Source organism: Anaerococcus sp. HMSC068A02 (assembly GCF_001811125.1).
GTDB lineage: Bacteria > Bacillota > Clostridia > Tissierellales > Peptoniphilaceae > Anaerococcus > Anaerococcus vaginalis_C.
In genome coordinates, this window is record NZ_KV803761.1 from 157,726 (window position 1) to 172,688 (window position 14,963).

Annotated in this window: 17 protein-coding genes; 14 read left to right on the top strand and 3 right to left on the bottom strand. The window is 27.7% G+C overall.

Annotation, left to right across the window (positions count from 1 at the left end; genetic code table 11):
* The first annotated feature begins 217 nt into the window (after positions 1 to 217).
* The 14 genes from HMPREF2782_RS06150 to HMPREF2782_RS06215 all read left to right on the top strand — a co-directional run bounded on the left by HMPREF2782_RS06150 (position 218) and on the right by HMPREF2782_RS06215 (position 12,145).
* Entirely contained in the window at positions 218 to 679 is a 462-nt protein-coding gene (locus HMPREF2782_RS06150) for a PPC domain-containing DNA-binding protein (protein ID WP_261668716.1), read from the top strand.
* Position 680: 1 nt separating this feature from the next.
* Positions 681 to 1,958, top strand: a complete 1,278-nt coding sequence (locus HMPREF2782_RS06155; RefSeq protein ID WP_070641632.1) for an HAD-IA family hydrolase — start codon at positions 681 to 683, stop codon at positions 1,956 to 1,958.
* Positions 1,955 to 3,262 (top strand): radical SAM protein, encoded by a 1,308-nt coding sequence (locus tag HMPREF2782_RS06160; RefSeq protein ID WP_070641638.1) that lies wholly within the window; start codon positions 1,955 to 1,957, stop codon positions 3,260 to 3,262. Before HMPREF2782_RS06155 ends, HMPREF2782_RS06160 begins: the two co-directional genes overlap by 4 nt.
* A gap of 288 nt (positions 3,263 to 3,550) precedes the next feature.
* Positions 3,551 to 4,366, top strand: a complete 816-nt coding sequence (locus HMPREF2782_RS06165) for a Cof-type HAD-IIB family hydrolase (protein ID WP_070641642.1) — start codon at positions 3,551 to 3,553, stop codon at positions 4,364 to 4,366.
* 120 nt (positions 4,367 to 4,486) lie between these two features.
* Positions 4,487 to 5,278: an MBL fold metallo-hydrolase gene (locus HMPREF2782_RS06170; protein ID WP_070641647.1), complete on the top strand. Its 792-nt coding sequence runs from the start codon at positions 4,487 to 4,489 to the stop codon at positions 5,276 to 5,278.
* On the top strand, positions 5,278 to 6,087 hold the full coding sequence (locus HMPREF2782_RS06175; protein WP_019118896.1) for a tRNA 2-thiocytidine(32) synthetase TtcA: 810 nt from the start codon (positions 5,278 to 5,280) through the stop codon (positions 6,085 to 6,087). The genes HMPREF2782_RS06170 and HMPREF2782_RS06175 overlap by 1 nt, the downstream gene beginning before the upstream one ends.
* The gene (locus HMPREF2782_RS06180) at positions 6,084 to 6,968 is read left to right on the top strand and encodes an undecaprenyl-diphosphate phosphatase (RefSeq protein WP_070606178.1); all 885 of its coding nucleotides are present in this window, start codon (positions 6,084 to 6,086) and stop codon (positions 6,966 to 6,968) included. Before HMPREF2782_RS06175 ends, HMPREF2782_RS06180 begins: the two co-directional genes overlap by 4 nt.
* Positions 6,969 to 7,117: 149 nt before the next feature.
* Positions 7,118 to 7,978, top strand: a complete 861-nt coding sequence (locus HMPREF2782_RS06185) for a YveK family protein (protein ID WP_070641650.1) — start codon at positions 7,118 to 7,120, stop codon at positions 7,976 to 7,978.
* A complete protein-coding gene (locus tag HMPREF2782_RS06190) occupies positions 7,971 to 8,576 on the top strand; it encodes a CpsD/CapB family tyrosine-protein kinase (protein WP_070641656.1) in 606 nt (201 codons plus the stop codon). The genes HMPREF2782_RS06185 and HMPREF2782_RS06190 overlap by 8 nt, the downstream gene beginning before the upstream one ends.
* A gap of 9 nt (positions 8,577 to 8,585) precedes the next feature.
* On the top strand, positions 8,586 to 9,056 hold the full coding sequence (locus HMPREF2782_RS06195; RefSeq protein WP_070641660.1) for an SH3 domain-containing protein: 471 nt from the start codon (positions 8,586 to 8,588) through the stop codon (positions 9,054 to 9,056).
* A gap of 91 nt (positions 9,057 to 9,147) precedes the next feature.
* Positions 9,148 to 9,525: a GntR family transcriptional regulator gene (locus HMPREF2782_RS06200; protein WP_070641664.1), complete on the top strand. Its 378-nt coding sequence runs from the start codon at positions 9,148 to 9,150 to the stop codon at positions 9,523 to 9,525.
* On the top strand, positions 9,518 to 10,384 hold the full coding sequence (locus HMPREF2782_RS06205; RefSeq protein ID WP_070641668.1) for an ABC transporter ATP-binding protein: 867 nt from the start codon (positions 9,518 to 9,520) through the stop codon (positions 10,382 to 10,384). Before HMPREF2782_RS06200 ends, HMPREF2782_RS06205 begins: the two co-directional genes overlap by 8 nt.
* Positions 10,365 to 10,997, top strand: coding sequence for an ABC-2 transporter permease (locus HMPREF2782_RS06210; protein WP_070641674.1), 633 nt, complete (start codon positions 10,365 to 10,367; stop codon positions 10,995 to 10,997). The genes HMPREF2782_RS06205 and HMPREF2782_RS06210 overlap by 20 nt, the downstream gene beginning before the upstream one ends.
* 197 nt (positions 10,998 to 11,194) lie before the next feature.
* Complete coding sequence (locus tag HMPREF2782_RS06215) at positions 11,195 to 12,145, top strand: CorA family divalent cation transporter (protein WP_070641676.1); 951 nt, start codon at positions 11,195 to 11,197, stop codon at positions 12,143 to 12,145.
* 277 nt (positions 12,146 to 12,422) lie between these two features.
* On the opposite strand, the gene HMPREF2782_RS06220 is transcribed toward HMPREF2782_RS06215, so the two are convergent.
* The 3 genes from HMPREF2782_RS06220 to HMPREF2782_RS06230 are packed head-to-tail and all read right to left on the bottom strand — an operon-like array spanning position 12,423 to position 14,915.
* The gene (locus HMPREF2782_RS06220) at positions 12,423 to 12,683 is read right to left on the bottom strand and encodes a kinase to dihydroxyacetone kinase (protein ID WP_070641677.1); all 261 of its coding nucleotides are present in this window, start codon (positions 12,681 to 12,683) and stop codon (positions 12,423 to 12,425) included.
* An 8-nt stretch (positions 12,684 to 12,691) separates the two neighbouring features.
* Positions 12,692 to 13,798 (bottom strand): toxic anion resistance protein, encoded by a 1,107-nt coding sequence (locus HMPREF2782_RS06225; protein WP_070641678.1) that lies wholly within the window; start codon positions 13,796 to 13,798, stop codon positions 12,692 to 12,694.
* Entirely contained in the window at positions 13,791 to 14,915 is a 1,125-nt protein-coding gene (locus HMPREF2782_RS06230) for a 5-bromo-4-chloroindolyl phosphate hydrolysis family protein (RefSeq protein WP_070641679.1), read from the bottom strand. Before HMPREF2782_RS06230 ends, HMPREF2782_RS06225 begins: the two co-directional genes overlap by 8 nt.
* Between the last annotated feature and the right edge of the window lie 48 nt (positions 14,916 to 14,963).

Here is a 14,963-nt window from a genome sequence, read left to right on the forward strand (position 1 = left end):
ATGCAATGGTCGGTTGCAGGGGGGCAAAAAAGAGGGGTTGTTAGGGGAGAAAAAAGGGGGAGAATCGAAACTCCCCCATTTTCTCCCCTAACATAACGAAGAATTAATTTAATTAAATAATTTATTTTGTAATTTAAAATTAAAACAAAAATAAAATCAACACCTCTCCCCTTGTTTGGGTATAATGTTTAAAGAATGTGTAAGTTAAATTTGAAAAATGAAAGGATTTTATATGGTTTATAAAAGATTTGATGATAAATTAGTTATTAGATTAAAAAAGGGCGATAAGCTTGTTGAATCTGTTAGGGAAATTTTGGAAAAGGAAAATGTAAAGGCTGGTTTTTTAACTGGAATTGGTGCTACTGATAATCTTGATATTGGTCTTTTTGATCCTGAAACTAAGGATTATAATATAAAAAAATATGAAGAAGATTTAGAAATTGCAAATCTTTGTGGAAATATTTCTAATAAAGACGGTAAGCTTTATACTCATTTTCACATCACTTGTGGCAAGGCAAAAACAAATGCTCTTACGGGAGATATTGCAGGAGAAGCAGTTGCTGGTCATTTGAATGAGGCTGTTATTTCTTTAACTGCGGAAATTTTTGTTACAATTATTGATGGCGATATTAATAGAAAATTTGATGAAGAATTGGGATTAAATTTAATTGAGTTTTAGTATGGATTATTTTATATTTGATATGGACGGAACTATGTTTGATACGGAAAATTTTTATTATCAAACATGGCGTGAGATTGCAAAAAAGAATAATTTTTCTTTTGATTTAGAAGATAAGATTCTTTTATCTGGAAGAAAAATGGATGAATCTATTTCTTATATGGTTGAAAAATTTTCTATGGACAGAAAAAAAGCTGTAGAAATTAGAAAAGATTTAAATGATTTGAGGGAAGAAAAATTTGAAAAAATTGATTATTCTTTAAAAAAATCTGGTTTGGTGGAATTGTTGGATTATTTGAAAAAAAATAATAAGAAACTTGCTCTTGCATCTTCTTCTGAAAAAGACAGGGTAGATTTTTTGGTTGATAGGGAAGGAGTGAGAAATTATTTTGATTTGATAATTTCTTCGGATAATATTGTTGAAGGCAAACCAAATCCTGAAATTTTTAATTTTGCTATGGAAAAATTAAATGCTGATAAAAATAAAACTTATATTTTGGAAGATTCTCTTTCTGGGATAAAAGCTGCAAAGGCAAGTGGTGCTGTGGCAGTTTTGATAGTTGATTTGGACGATAGTGAGCTTATAAAAAATGAAGCAGATTTGGTATTTTCATCTTTGGAAGAATTTTTGGATTTTTTAAAAAATAAAAATAATATTGATACAAGAAATAAAGATTTTAATTTATCTTGCCCATCTTGTAAGGAAAAATTTACAAAATCTTTGCCTACAGCAATATTTTCTCTTAATGACAAAGATTTTATAGAAAATGTAGGTCTTGTTGAATGTCCATCTTGCAAAAAATTATTTAAATTAAATTATAGATATGTTTATACAGATAATGACAAGAAGTTGATGTTTGTAAATGATCCTAAATTTATCCAAAAAAGAAATCAACTAGCCTTCAAATCTTCCCTAAAAATTCTAGATAGGCTAAATAAAAATAAGGCAGAAGATTTTATAATAAGGATGTGCAAAAACGACCTTGATTTGAAGGAAAAAATTTCTATTTTCGATGATGGGAAAATTGATAATATAATTGAAATAATGAAATTTGTCCTAATTCAAAGTCCAGATTTTAAATTTAAAAAAGAAGATATTTTGGCTATGCACTATAAAAATAATGAATTTATAATTGTAACAAAAAATGGCAAATTCAAAATGCCATTTGTGGATGATCTTTATCAAACTTTGTATGACAAATACATAGCCTTTGTTGATGTCAAAGAAACATCAATGATCGACCAAGTTTGGGCGAGAGAAATTGTAAAAGAAATATGAAAATATATTTAGAAAATGAAAATCAAAGAAAAATTGTATATGATATTTTAAATATTTTTTATGGCAAAGAAGATTTTTCTTTTGTTGAAAAAAATCCTGATATATTGATAAAAAATGGACTTATTGAAAGTAAAAATAAGTCCTACTTTTTTGATTCAAATTTAAAATTAAAACAAATTCTTTTTGAAATTTTGGAAAAAGAAAGCAAAAAAACTTCTGATTGGGGAATTTTAACAGGGTCAAAACCTTCAAAACTTTTAAAAAATCATAGTTTTTATGATTTGAAAAATATTTACAAGTTAAAAGATAATAAAATCAATTTATTAAAAGCTATAAAAGAAAGTCAGGACAAATTAAAATTTGATGCAAAAGATTTTAATCTTTATATAAATATTCCATTTTGCCCTCAAAGGTGCAGGTATTGTTCTTATCCGACTATTGTGTCAAACACAGTAGAAAAAAATCTTTATGTTGATTTTTTATTAGAAGAAATTTCAAAAATTAATTTGCCAAAAAAATTGGATACAATTTATCTTGGCGGAGGAACGCCATCAAATTTATCTGTGAAAGATTTGGATAGGATTTTGTCTTTAATCAACGAAAAATTTATTTTCAATGAATTTACACTTGAAGCAGGCAGGGAAGATACCCTTGATTTTGAAAAATTAGCTTTGTTTAAAGAAAAAAATGTAGGAAGAATTTCCTTAAATCCCCAAACTTTTAGCGGGAATGTTTTGGAGAATATAAATAGACCAATCAATTTTTATAATTTTGTAAAAATTTATGACTATGCCAAAAAACTTGGTTTTATTATAAATATGGATTTTATAGTTGGACTTTATGGAGAAAACAGAGAAAGTTTTTCTAAAAATTTTGAAATTTTAAAAAAATTAAAGCCAGATAATATAACCTTCCATGCGCTGGCTCAGAAAGTTGGCTCAAAATATTTCGAAGAAAATATTAATGGAAATGAAAGCGAAAGTATAAAAATTGCAAAGGATATAGAAATTTTTACAAAAGAAAATTCCTACAAGCCCTATTATCTTTATAGGCAAAAAAACATAATAGGAAATTTGGAAAATATTGGATATGAAAAAGAAAATACTTCTCAACGATATAATATTTTAATAAACGAAGAGCTTGAAAATATTATAGGCCTTGGTATGAATGCAAATTCAAAATTGATGAATGGAAAAAAATATAGAAATGAGAGAAACCTTAGAGATTATTATAAAAATATAGAAAAAGAAATTTATGATAAAAATAAATTAATAGAAAATTTTATTAATAAGCCTATACATTAAGGCTTCAGAGCGTAGACAAACCCTCAAGCACGAATATCTGACTTCAAAAATTGTTGATTTCTAAATTCCAAAATTCTAAAATCGCAAACTCGCTAACGCTCAAACAATGCGATTTTTGACGAATTTTTAAATTTGAAATCAAATCAATTTTTTCCGTATGATATTCTTAGTTTGAGGGTTTGTATACTTTATAAACAGTCTGTGCCTTTAAATTAAGGCTTATTTTTATTTTTTAAAATATATAATTTTATGTGATAGAATAAAAAGAGAAGAAAGTTAGGAGTGAATATGGAAAAAAATATAAAACTTGTAGCTATTGACCTTGATGGAACTCTTTTAAATTCGGATAAAAAAGTTTCTAGGAAAAATTTTAAAATTATTAAAAAGTTGAGAGCAAAGGGGATTTTTGTAGTTATTTCTACTGGAAGGCCTCTTGGTGGATTTTCTTGGATACTTGATGATTTGGAATTAAATTCTGATGATGATTATTCTATAACAAATACTGGATCTCTTATAATTAAAAATAAGGACAAGTCAGATGTTTCAAAAAAAATTTTAAGCATGGGGGATTATTTAAATCTTAAAAAGATAATAAACGATAAGCTTCAAATAGGAATTTACAATAAATATAATTTGTACAGCAATAGCGAGAAGGTAAATAAACATTTTTTATTTGAATCTGAAATTTTGAAAATGCCTATTGAAAAAATTGATGAAAAAGATATGAGCCAAAGGGTTGATAGGATTACCATAACTGGAAACAAAGATGCTGTTGATGAATTTGAAAAAAATTATAATGAAAAACTTTTAAAAACTTATCAAACAGTAAGAAATGTGCCAGAAGTTTTTGAAGTTTTACACAAGGAGGCTGACAAAGGTCAGGCTTTAAAAAGATTGTGCGAAATTTTAAATGTAGATTTAAAATCAACTCTTGCTATTGGCGATTCAAATAATGATAAGACTATATTAAATATGGCAGGAGTTTCTGCAACTTGTGGAAATGGGAGAGAAAGTGTTAAAGAAATGGTTGATATTGTTTCAAATTATTCAAACGATGAAGACGGAGTTTGTGATATTTTGGAAAAAGTATTTTTTGCCAATTAAAATTGAAAAGAGCGAAAAAACCAGTATTATATGATTAGTTATTTATGTAAGATTTTTCTAAAATCTTACATATTTTTATGTTAAAATAAATTTTGTAAAATAAAAAAGATAGGAAGTATTATGAGTAAATTTTGCTCTCTAGCTTCAGGATCTTCGGGAAATTCTGTTTTTGTTGAACACAAGGGATCAAAAATTTTGATTGATTGTGGTTTTTCGGGAAGAAAAATTGAAAATCTTTTATCTCAAATTGGCGAAAATCCAAAAAATTTGGATGCGATTTTTTTAACTCATGAACACATCGACCACGTAAAGGGAGCATCTGTCATGAGCAGAAGATATGATATTCCAATTTATGCCAACAAGGGAACTTGGCTTTCTTTTATAAAAAATGCTGGGAAATTAAAAGATGAAAATATAAAAATTTTCAAGTCAAATTCTTTTTTTAATTTCAATTCTTTTGATATTTTTCCAATATCAATTCATCACGATGCAAGTGAACCGGTTGGTTTTATTTTGTATTTGGATAATAAAAAAATTACGGTTTTGACTGATACGGGAATAATTGATGAGAGAATTTTAAATGAGATAAAAGGATCAGATGTCTATTATTTTGAGGCAAACCATGACCTTGATGCTTTAAAAAGAGGTCCCTATACTTATTCGATGAAAGTTAGGATTATGGGAAAGATGGGACATTTATCAAATGAACAATCGGCAAAATCTTTGGCTGATGCCCTTCAAGGGAAAAATGAAAAAATTTTTCTTGCTCACTTGTCTGAAACAAATAATTCAGAAGAACTTTGTAGGATAACTGTAGATAATTACCTAAAATCCTGTGGACTAGACACAAATAAAGATATACAATTGGAAGTTGCAAAAAGAAACGAACCTTCAAGTTTAGTGGAGTTATGATGGAATTAGTAGAAATTGAAAGATCAATTATAAAAAAATACAGAAAAGAGCTTTGGTCAAAATTTATAAAAGCTGTAAAAAAATATGAATTAATAAATGAGGGCGACAAGGTCGCTTGTGCGATTTCTGGTGGAAAAGATTCGCTTTTGACAGCAAAACTTGTTGAAGAATTGCACAAACATTCAAATGTAAATTTTGAAGTTGAATATATTTGCATGGATCCAGGCTACGATAAAGAAAACAGAGATTTGTTGGAAAAAAATTTAAAATATTTAAATATTCCAGCAAAAATTTTCGATTCGGATGTTTTTGAAATTAGCGAAAAAATTTCTGGAGACTATCCTTGTTATATGTGTGCGAGAATGAGGAGGGGATTTTTATACGCCAAGGCAAAAGAGCTTGGTTGTAATAAAGTTGCCTTGGGCCATCACATGAACGATGCAATCGAAACGACTTTGATGAATGTTTTGTATGCTGGAAATTATAAAACAATGAAGCCAAAACTTTTGGCGCAAAATTTTGATGATATGGAGCTTATAAGACCCATGTATTTTATAGAAGAAAAAGATGTAATAGCTTGGCGTGATTATGTAGGATTAAGTGCCTTAAATTGTGCTTGCACTGTTACAAAAAAAAGTGAGTCTTATACAAGAAAAAAAATAAAAAATCTTATTGAAGATTTAAAAGAAGAAATACCAAATGTAGAAAAATCAATCCTAAGATCAGCTGAAAATGTAAATTGCGATATGGTTTTGGGATATAAAATAAATGGTAAAGAACATTCATTCATGGAGGAATTTGAAAAATGATTTTAGATTTATTAAAAGTAATAATTCTTTCTATTGTAGAAGGAGTTACAGAATTTTTGCCTGTTTCATCAACAGGTCATCTTATTTTGGTAAATGAGTTTGTAAAACTTGAACCAGAAAAATTTGCCAACGCCTTTAATGTAATAATTCAACTTGGAGCAATACTTTCAGTAGTTGTTTTGTATTTTTCTAAATTAAATCCTTGGGATTTTGAAAAAACAAAAAGATATTTTCCAAAAAATTATGCGAAATTAAATGGCCAATCAAAATTTTATTATAGATTAACTCATCCTTACAAAGAAACAATTGAGCTTTGGAAAAGAGTTATAGTTGGAGTAATACCAGCAGGAATTTTGGGATTTTTATTTGACGATATAATTGATGAGTATTTATTTAATCCAATGGTTGTTGCCCTTATGCTTTTTGTTTGGGGTATTGGAATAATTTCAATTGAAAATAAAAACAAAAAAGAAAACAGACAAAGAGTAGATAATATTTCATTAATTTCTTATAAAACTGCATTTTTTATAGGATGTTTTCAAGTTCTTGCAATGATTCCAGGAACATCAAGGTCAGCTGCAACAATAATTGGAGCAATGATTTTGGGACTTTCAAGATCAGCTAGTGCAGAATTTTCATTCTTTTTGGCAATTCCAACAATGCTTGGAGCAACTCTTTTAAAAGTTGTAAAAAACGTATCAGGATTTTCAGGATATGAATGGATTTTAATTCTTATAGGAATGATTTTAAGTTTTATCGTTGCTTATATAGTAATTAAGAAATTTATTTCTTACGTACAAAAAAATGACTTCATTATTTTTGGAAAATATAGAATTGTCCTTGCAGTAATTGTATTTTTATATTTTCTAATAATTAAATAAAATTTAAAAAAATAAAAGGTGGGGAAACCCGCCTTTTTGCTTTGGCAAAACTTTAAAAAATTTTCCTTATAGTGTAAAATTAGAATAAGAGTTTTGAAAAATAAAAATAATTTAAATAAAAATAAATTACAGAAATTTCGGAGGAGATAATGAAAAAGAAACAATCAGTATTTAGTGTAATACCAAAGGCTTTGGTTTTTGGACTTATAATTGGAATAGGATTTTATTTTTTGTTTGATAAGTTTGGTATAAAAACTTATAAGGCTCAATCAAAAATCCTTACAACCTCTAATGAAAAAATAAAAGATGATGATAAAACTGCTTACACTTATGCAGAAACTGTAAATTCAAATGCTATCAAAAAAAGAGTAATTGAAAATTTAAAACTTGATATGGATCCTGGCGAACTTGACAAAAAAATTCAAATACAAGCAATTGCTAACACCCATATTTTAAATATAAACGTAAAAGATTCTATAAAACTTAGGGCAGAAGATATAGCGGATGAATATGCAGAAATTACAGTTTCAGTAATTAATCAACTTTATAAAGCAGATGCAGTAGTAATTGACAAGGCTTATCCAAATGCAAGTTTAGCAAAAACGAGCGAAAAAGATTCACTAAAAGTTGGACTTGCAGCTTTTATAACATATTTTATTTTCGGTTCACTTGTAGTTTCAATTAGAAATTCAAAAAATAATGATGTAGAAGAATATGTTGAAGAAAAAGAAATTAGAAAAGTCGTATTTACAAAAGATGATGATAAAGAAGAATACGATTATGAAAATGATTATGATAATGTAAGAGAATCTTATATAAATGAAGATGGAAATTTAGTACAAGAATACTACGACGAAGACAATGAATTATCCCAAGATATAAATTCTAATGAAGATTTATCAACTGATGAAGATGAAAATTTTAGATTATATCAAAACAAAGAAAACAACAAAGATTATACAATAATTGCAGATATGCCAAAATATGATGATGGTGATTTAGATGTTTAATAAAAATAAGGCGAATAAGATAGAAAAATCTTTTGAATCCTTAAAAAATAATTTTTTGAAAATTGCAGATAAAAATTCTTTAGTACAATTTGTATCATCAAATGAGAAGATAAACAAGTCATCTTTGATTTTAAATTTAGCTAGAGCATTGGCAAAAGATAATTACAAGGTAATTATTATAGAAGCTGATTTTAGAAATCCAATGATGGGAGATTTGTGCGATATTGAATTTGATAGGGGATTTTTTGATATTTTGGAAAAGGAAAAACCCTATGAAAATTTCATAGTAAAAGATCATTTCCAAAAAAATCTTGACCTAATCCTCGCACCAGACCAAAGAGAAATAAATCCAAGTATTTTAAACTATGATAGGATAGAAAATATTTTTGATTCTCTAAAAGAAAAATATAATTTTATATTTTTGGATACAGCAGCTAACGAAAAATACGACGATGCAAATTTTTATCCAAGACTCGCAGATTCAGTTATAGTTTTTGCCAGAAAAAAAGATTTTAGAAGAAAAAAATTAAACGCATCAATAAGAAAACTTGAAAATGTAAACGCCCAAATTTCGGGAATAATAACAACAGATAATTAAGGAGAAAAAATGAAAAAGAAAATTTTATTAATATTAGCATTAAGCTTAACACTTTCAGCATGTTCAAAAGAAGAATATGTATCCCAAAGACATCCAGAAGAAAGCCAAATATCAAATAAAGTTTCAACAGAAGTAACCTTCAAAAAGAAAAACGAAACAAACGAAAATTCTTCTTCAAATAATCTTGCAAGTCTAAAAAATCTTGATGAAAAAAATAAATCAAACGAAACAAAAGAGGAAAAGAAAGATAAGAAAAATAAAAAAGAAAAAGACAAAGAGCCAAAACAAGCTTATGGAATATTCACAGTAAAAGATATTTCAAATATAAGAAGACAAACAAACACAGATTCAGAAATTGTAGCAACAATCCAACCCGGAACACAAATAGAAAGATCAGAAATAGTAGGCGAATGGTCAAAAGTAAGCTATGGAGAGTACCAAGGCTATATTTTGACAGAGCTTTTAGATGATATAGAATAAAAATTAGTTTGGTTTTAACCAAGCTTTTTTTATTTATATATCTTGACACTTTTCAACTGTTAAGGTACACTATGAACAGTAGGAGGAATAAATGGATATTAAGATCAGATACTCGAGTAAAGATCCCATATATTTACAAATTAAAAATCAAATAAGAGATGCAATTTTAAATGATGAGATAGAAAAAGACAAAGCCCTTCCTTCTATTAGACTTTTGGCAAAAGAGCTTAGAGTTAGTGTAGCTACAACGAAAAGGGCTTACGATGAACTTGAAAAAGATGGACTTATTAATTCTGTTCCAGGAAAGGGAAATTTTGTAAAAGATCAAAATCCAGAATTAATCAGGGAAAAATTTTCAATAAAAATTGAAGATCATCTAAAAGAAATTATCAAATTATCTAAACTTGCAGGAATTTCAAAAAAAGAAATTATTTCTCTTATAGATATATTGGAGGAAGAAGATGAATGATATATTAAAAATAAAAAGCCTTAGCAAATCTTTGAATGATTTTTATCTTGGACCTTTGGATTTAAATATCAAAAGAGGATCTATTGTTGGATATATTGGAGAAAATGGAGCTGGAAAATCTACTACAATCAAATTGATTTTGGGCGATATGAAAAAAGATTCTGGTGAAATTTATATTTTTGGCAAAAAAATTGAAGATTTGACTGAGGATGAGAAGAAAAAAATCGCCTTTGTTTTTGAGGATTTTTTCTTTCCCCAAGAGTTAAATATTAAAGAAGTTGAAAAATTTCACTCTATGTATTATGGAAATTTTTGGGAAAAAGAAACCTTTGATAGGCTTTTAAAAAGATTTAAGCTTCCGGAAAAAAAGAAAATTTCTACTTTTTCTAGAGGAATGAAGATGAAATTGTCTTTAATTTTGGCATTAAGCCATAAGCCAGAGCTTTTGATTTTGGATGAGGCAACAAGTGGGCTTGATCCTGTGGCAAGGGATGATATTTTGGATATACTTTTAGAATTTATCCAAGATGAAAACAAAAGCATTATGATTTCATCCCATATTTTGTCAGATTTGGAGAAAATTGCAGATGAAATTGCCTTTTTGCATAGGGGAAAGCTAATTTTTGTTGAAAATAAGGATAAATTAAAGGAAGATTATGGTCTAGTTTCCCTTTCAAAAGAAGAATTTGAAAGTCTTGATAAAAATTCCATAATTGCAGTAAGAGATCATAAATTTGGAAAAGAATGTTTGGTTAAAAAAGAATTAATTCCTCAAAATCTTGAAGTAGAAAATGTTAGTATAGAGGAAATTATGGTTTATATGATAAAGGAGAAATACAATGAAAGCCTTGATATATAAAGATTTGATTTCAATAAAAAATGCTTTGCTTTTACAATTTGCAGTAATAATTGGCCTGGGCATTTATTTTTACAAAGAAAATCAATTGGTTTTGATTCCCTTATTTTTTATCCTAATTCCAATAATACTTTTAGGAATGGTCTTTGGAATTGACAACCAATATTCAACAGATAAATATTTGATTTCAAGTGGAATTTCAAGGAAAAAAATTGTATTTTCAAGATATACCATAATTTGGTTTATGTCACTTTTTGCAATGGCCTTGTCATTTGTTGTAGGATTTAACAAAAACCCACTTACAAAAGAAATTCCACTAATTTTAATATTATCATCCTTATTTTTCATAACAAGCATAGTTGGAGTCGTTGAACTTCCATTAATGTATAAATTTGGGGCAGAAAAAGCAAGACTGGTTTTTGTAATTTTATACTTTCTAGTATTTGCATTTTTCTCAACCATTTCATCAAATAAAGAATGGCTTTTGGAATATGTAAATAAGGGCTTAACAATGGATAAAACACTTTTATCCTTAATAATTTTTGCCATAACAATAATAGTACACTCAATTTCAGTTTTTATTTCCATAAAAATTTTTGAAAATAAAGAGTTATAAGATGTTTATTTTATAAAAATAAATAAAAAATAAGAATCTTTTTTAGACGGTTGTAAAAAATTGTTGAATAAAGGATTCTTATTTTTTTATTTTTAAATATTATTATCTATAAATTAAGCCTTAAATCGTTGAAATTTTATTGATAATTCATATAGTCATAATGTAAAAGAAAAGTTTCCCAATTTTAAGGAGAAAAAATGGATTATATTTATAAATTTGACACGGATAATGGTTTTGAACAAACCGATATTTCTAGTTTTTATGATGTTATAGAAGATGATGATTTTTATTTGATGTATTTGGGTAAGACGAGTTTTATTGATTTTGCCAAAACTTATAATTTGGACGATGCGATAATTGATTTGCTTTTGTCAGACACTGCCAAAAAATCTTATATGGCAGTGGAAGATAATTATACCTTTGCAATTTTAGAATTGCTTGATATAATGGGAAATCTTGAAACTTCAGATCTTATAGGATTTTATATAGAAAACAACAGACTTATAATTGTCGACTTGTATGATAGAGATCAATCGACAACAGAGGCTTTTAGGAGGATGCTAACAAAGAAATTTTCAGCAAGATCTCCTGGAAGACTTTTGAAATATTTTATTACAGCCCTAGTAAACAACCACACAAGAATTTTTGATCAAATAAAAAATTCAACAGCAGCTGTGGAAGACGCGATAATAAAAAATAAAAAAAACAGAGATAGCATAGGAATAATTTCTGACAATAGGCATAAGGCTCTAAATTTGTATGCATCATACGAAAGACTTCTAGATACCTTGGAAGTTTTAATGGAAAATGAAAATGAAATTTTTGATGATGACGATATAAAACATTTAAAATCAGTTTTGTTTAGAGTTGAAAGATATTCTTCAAACATTTCTTATTTGAGTGGATATATTACAAATGTAAAAGATTCTTACACGTCAAAAATGGACCTTTCTATGAATAACACAATGAAAGTTTTGACAGTAGTAACAACAATTTTCACACCAATTACAATAATAACCGGCTGGTACGGAATGAATTTTGAAAATATGCCAGAATTAAAATGGAATTTTGGGTACATTTATGTTATTGGAATTTCTTTGATTAGTGTAATTTTAGTATATATATTATTTAGGAGATTTGATAGTTGAAAATAAAAAAAACCATATTTCTAAATGAAGGTGAAGAGGTAGAGTTAAAGTATATGGTTTATTTAAAGATAAAGTAATAAAAGAGATCTCTCGACTAGGCTTGAGAAGGGTTAGTTTTTTATTTATTTTAATTTCTAAAGGATTAATTTTATTCAACTCCTTAATTTTTAAATGATTAACTTTTTTTATTCAACAAAAAAGGCAGAAAAATAACCTAAACTCATTTGTCCTTATTTCGGATTTGGGATTAGGTTATCTTTCTGTCTTTTTATATTTTTTATCCTTTTAAACCATCTGCTTGTCTTTGCATATTTTCTACCACTACGTCAAAAATATCGCCGATTGATTGGGCGTATTCTAATATTTGCCATGGTTTATTTGTGTGGAAGTGGATTTTTATCAAATCTTCATCTCCTACTGCAAGTAGGCTATCTCCTTCGAAATTTTCTGTAATATGATCGAAAATTTCGTCTTCGTCTAAATCTTCTCCTGCTATTAATAGCTGGGTATCAAATTTGAATTCTATTTTTTCTGCCATTTTTTCTCCTAACTATTTTTCAATAAATTTCTTTTTAATTCTTCTTCAAGACGGCCAAGCTCGTTTTTGGCATCTTCTCTGTTTTTCTTTCCTTCGATTTGGATTGACCTTACTTCATCAATCGCCTCGATTAGTCTATCGTTTGTGTATTTTATTGTATCAAGGTCTATTATACCGCGTTCGGTTGCTCTTGCTGTGTCGATTGTATTTTGTTTTAATTTGTCGGCGTTTGATTTTAGCAAGTCATTGGTAAGATTTGTCACGGCTTCTTGGGCACGTATTGCTTGTTCTGTGTGGCTCATGCCAAGGGCTAGGACCATTTGATTTTTCCAAAGAGGAATTGTATTTACAATTGTTGTTTGGATTTTTTCTGCCATAATTGAGTTTGATGATTGTACCATCCTAATTTGTGGTGCCATTTGCATTGAAACCATTCTGGTTAAATCTAAATCGTGCAATTTTTTTTCGAACCTGTTAGCTTGGGCTTTTATGTCATTTGCTTTTTGGGCATCCATTGGAAGGTTTGAAATTCTTGCTGTATTTTCAAGAGCTGGTATATCTTTTTCAAAAGTTCTTTTGAGTTTTCTATTTCCTGCTTCTATATACATAGAAAGTTCTTTGTAATAATCCTCGTTTAATTCGTACATTTGATCAAGCAGGGAAATATCTTTTAATAGGGTTATTTGATGGTTGTCCAAGGCTTTGGCGATTTCATCTATATTTTTTTCGGTTGATTGGTATTTTAATTTCATATTTTCAAGCTTTGATTTTTGCTTTTTGAAAAATCCAAAAACTCCGCTATCGTCTTCGTCCATTGACTTGATTTCTGAAACAACCTTATCTAAAAGTCCTCCAATTTCTCCAAGCTCTTTGTTTTTTACTGTATTTAAAGTTTTTTCTGAGAAATTTGAAATCTTTTTTTGAGCTCCGACTCCATATTGGAGAATTATATTTGAATCTTCTAGGTCAATTTTTTGGGAAAAATCATCAATTTGCTTTTCTTCTTCTGGAGAAAATTTTATTGACTGATCTATTTGGATTTTTTCCTTATATTCGACTGGTCTTAATTCGACCTCTTCATTTTCTCCGTCTAATCTTAATTTAATATCACTCATCTTTGCTCCAATCTTTTTCTAAATATCCTTCTTGGTTTAACAAAATTTTCATTGTATCAATGTCTGTTTTTATATCCATTGTCCTGTCTTCCATTAGCTCTAATTGGATTTTTTCAAAGGCTTCATTGATTATTTCTATGGAAGATTCTATTTCCGCAAGTGAATTTTTAATTTTTGAATCGTTTGATTCCATAATTTCGTATTCTGTGTAAGCATCAATTAATTTTACAGTTGTTGGCAAATAATATTCTATAAATTTGTCCAAAACATAAGCTTTTTCTGGATATCTTTTAATAATGTTTGTAATATTTTCAATTGTTTTTTTAATTTCTATTACTTTTTCAAGAAAATTTCTATTTTTAATTCTTGAAATTGAAAGATTTATAGAAGTTATTTCCTTGCTTGAAATTTTTATTATTTCTTCAGCTTTATCTTTGTTTGTTTTTGTGCTTGTATCTTGGGCTATTTTTTTATTTTCTTCGTGTGATAAATTTGGCATTTGATTTTTTTGGTTTTTGTACAATTTGAAAGTTGGAATATCTAACAAAAATAATGAATCATTTTCTACAATTCTTGCTTGTTTGAAATATCCCTTATTCATCATATACATTAGCTCTTTTATTGTATCTTTTTCAGATTTTTGAACTGATGATGCCAAATCTCTTATTGGAATTACGGTGTTATGTCCAAGCTCTCTTAAAAATCTTGTGTAATCTTTTGAAATCATATCCAATTGTTGGGATTTTCTAAAAGTAAAAAATCCAAATATTGAAAACAAAGCTGTTAAAAATAGATTTTTAAAAAAATCATAGGAAAATCCGTCAAAAAATAAAATCATTAGCATAGAAATTGCAAGTAAAAAAGAAATTACCATTGCTGTTTTAAGTAAGCCAGCTTTGGTTTTTTCTGGAAGTTTTTGGGCACAAACTTGAGGATTTTTAGTTTGGATTGCGGGTTTTCTAACTTGATTTCCATTTATAAAGTTCATTGTTTTATCAATAAATATATCAAGACTTGTCTTGACCTTTTCACTTATATCAGAAAAATCCATATCAGAAATAGCTTTGTTTAGACTATTTTCCAAAGATTTTTCGTTTTCTTTATCATAATTTGTCATATTCACTCCTTAGTAAAATTATACCAGAAAGATTCAATATATAAAAAC

Coding starts and splice junctions, on each gene's coding strand:
- HMPREF2782_RS06160 (WP_070641638.1), top strand. CDS start 1,955: ATGAAAATATATTTAGAAAATGAAAATCAAAGAAAAATTGTATATGAT.
- HMPREF2782_RS06220 (WP_070641677.1), bottom strand. CDS start 12,683: ATGGCAGAAAAAATAGAATTCAAATTTGATACCCAGCTATTAATAGCA.
- HMPREF2782_RS06225 (WP_070641678.1), bottom strand. CDS start 13,798: ATGAGTGATATTAAATTAAGATTAGACGGAGAAAATGAAGAGGTCGAA.
- HMPREF2782_RS06195 (WP_070641660.1), top strand. CDS start 8,586: ATGAAAAAGAAAATTTTATTAATATTAGCATTAAGCTTAACACTTTCA.
- HMPREF2782_RS06170 (WP_070641647.1), top strand. CDS start 4,487: ATGAGTAAATTTTGCTCTCTAGCTTCAGGATCTTCGGGAAATTCTGTT.
- HMPREF2782_RS06210 (WP_070641674.1), top strand. CDS start 10,365: ATGAAAGCCTTGATATATAAAGATTTGATTTCAATAAAAAATGCTTTG.
- HMPREF2782_RS06150 (WP_261668716.1), top strand. CDS start 218: ATGAAAGGATTTTATATGGTTTATAAAAGATTTGATGATAAATTAGTT.
- HMPREF2782_RS06185 (WP_070641650.1), top strand. CDS start 7,118: ATGAAAAAGAAACAATCAGTATTTAGTGTAATACCAAAGGCTTTGGTT.
- HMPREF2782_RS06155 (WP_070641632.1), top strand. CDS start 681: ATGGATTATTTTATATTTGATATGGACGGAACTATGTTTGATACGGAA.
- HMPREF2782_RS06230 (WP_070641679.1), bottom strand. CDS start 14,915: ATGACAAATTATGATAAAGAAAACGAAAAATCTTTGGAAAATAGTCTA.
- HMPREF2782_RS06165 (WP_070641642.1), top strand. CDS start 3,551: ATGGAAAAAAATATAAAACTTGTAGCTATTGACCTTGATGGAACTCTT.
- HMPREF2782_RS06190 (WP_070641656.1), top strand. CDS start 7,971: ATGTTTAATAAAAATAAGGCGAATAAGATAGAAAAATCTTTTGAATCC.
- HMPREF2782_RS06215 (WP_070641676.1), top strand. CDS start 11,195: ATGGATTATATTTATAAATTTGACACGGATAATGGTTTTGAACAAACC.
- HMPREF2782_RS06200 (WP_070641664.1), top strand. CDS start 9,148: ATGGATATTAAGATCAGATACTCGAGTAAAGATCCCATATATTTACAA.
- HMPREF2782_RS06205 (WP_070641668.1), top strand. CDS start 9,518: ATGAATGATATATTAAAAATAAAAAGCCTTAGCAAATCTTTGAATGAT.
- HMPREF2782_RS06175 (WP_019118896.1), top strand. CDS start 5,278: ATGGAATTAGTAGAAATTGAAAGATCAATTATAAAAAAATACAGAAAA.
- HMPREF2782_RS06180 (WP_070606178.1), top strand. CDS start 6,084: ATGATTTTAGATTTATTAAAAGTAATAATTCTTTCTATTGTAGAAGGA.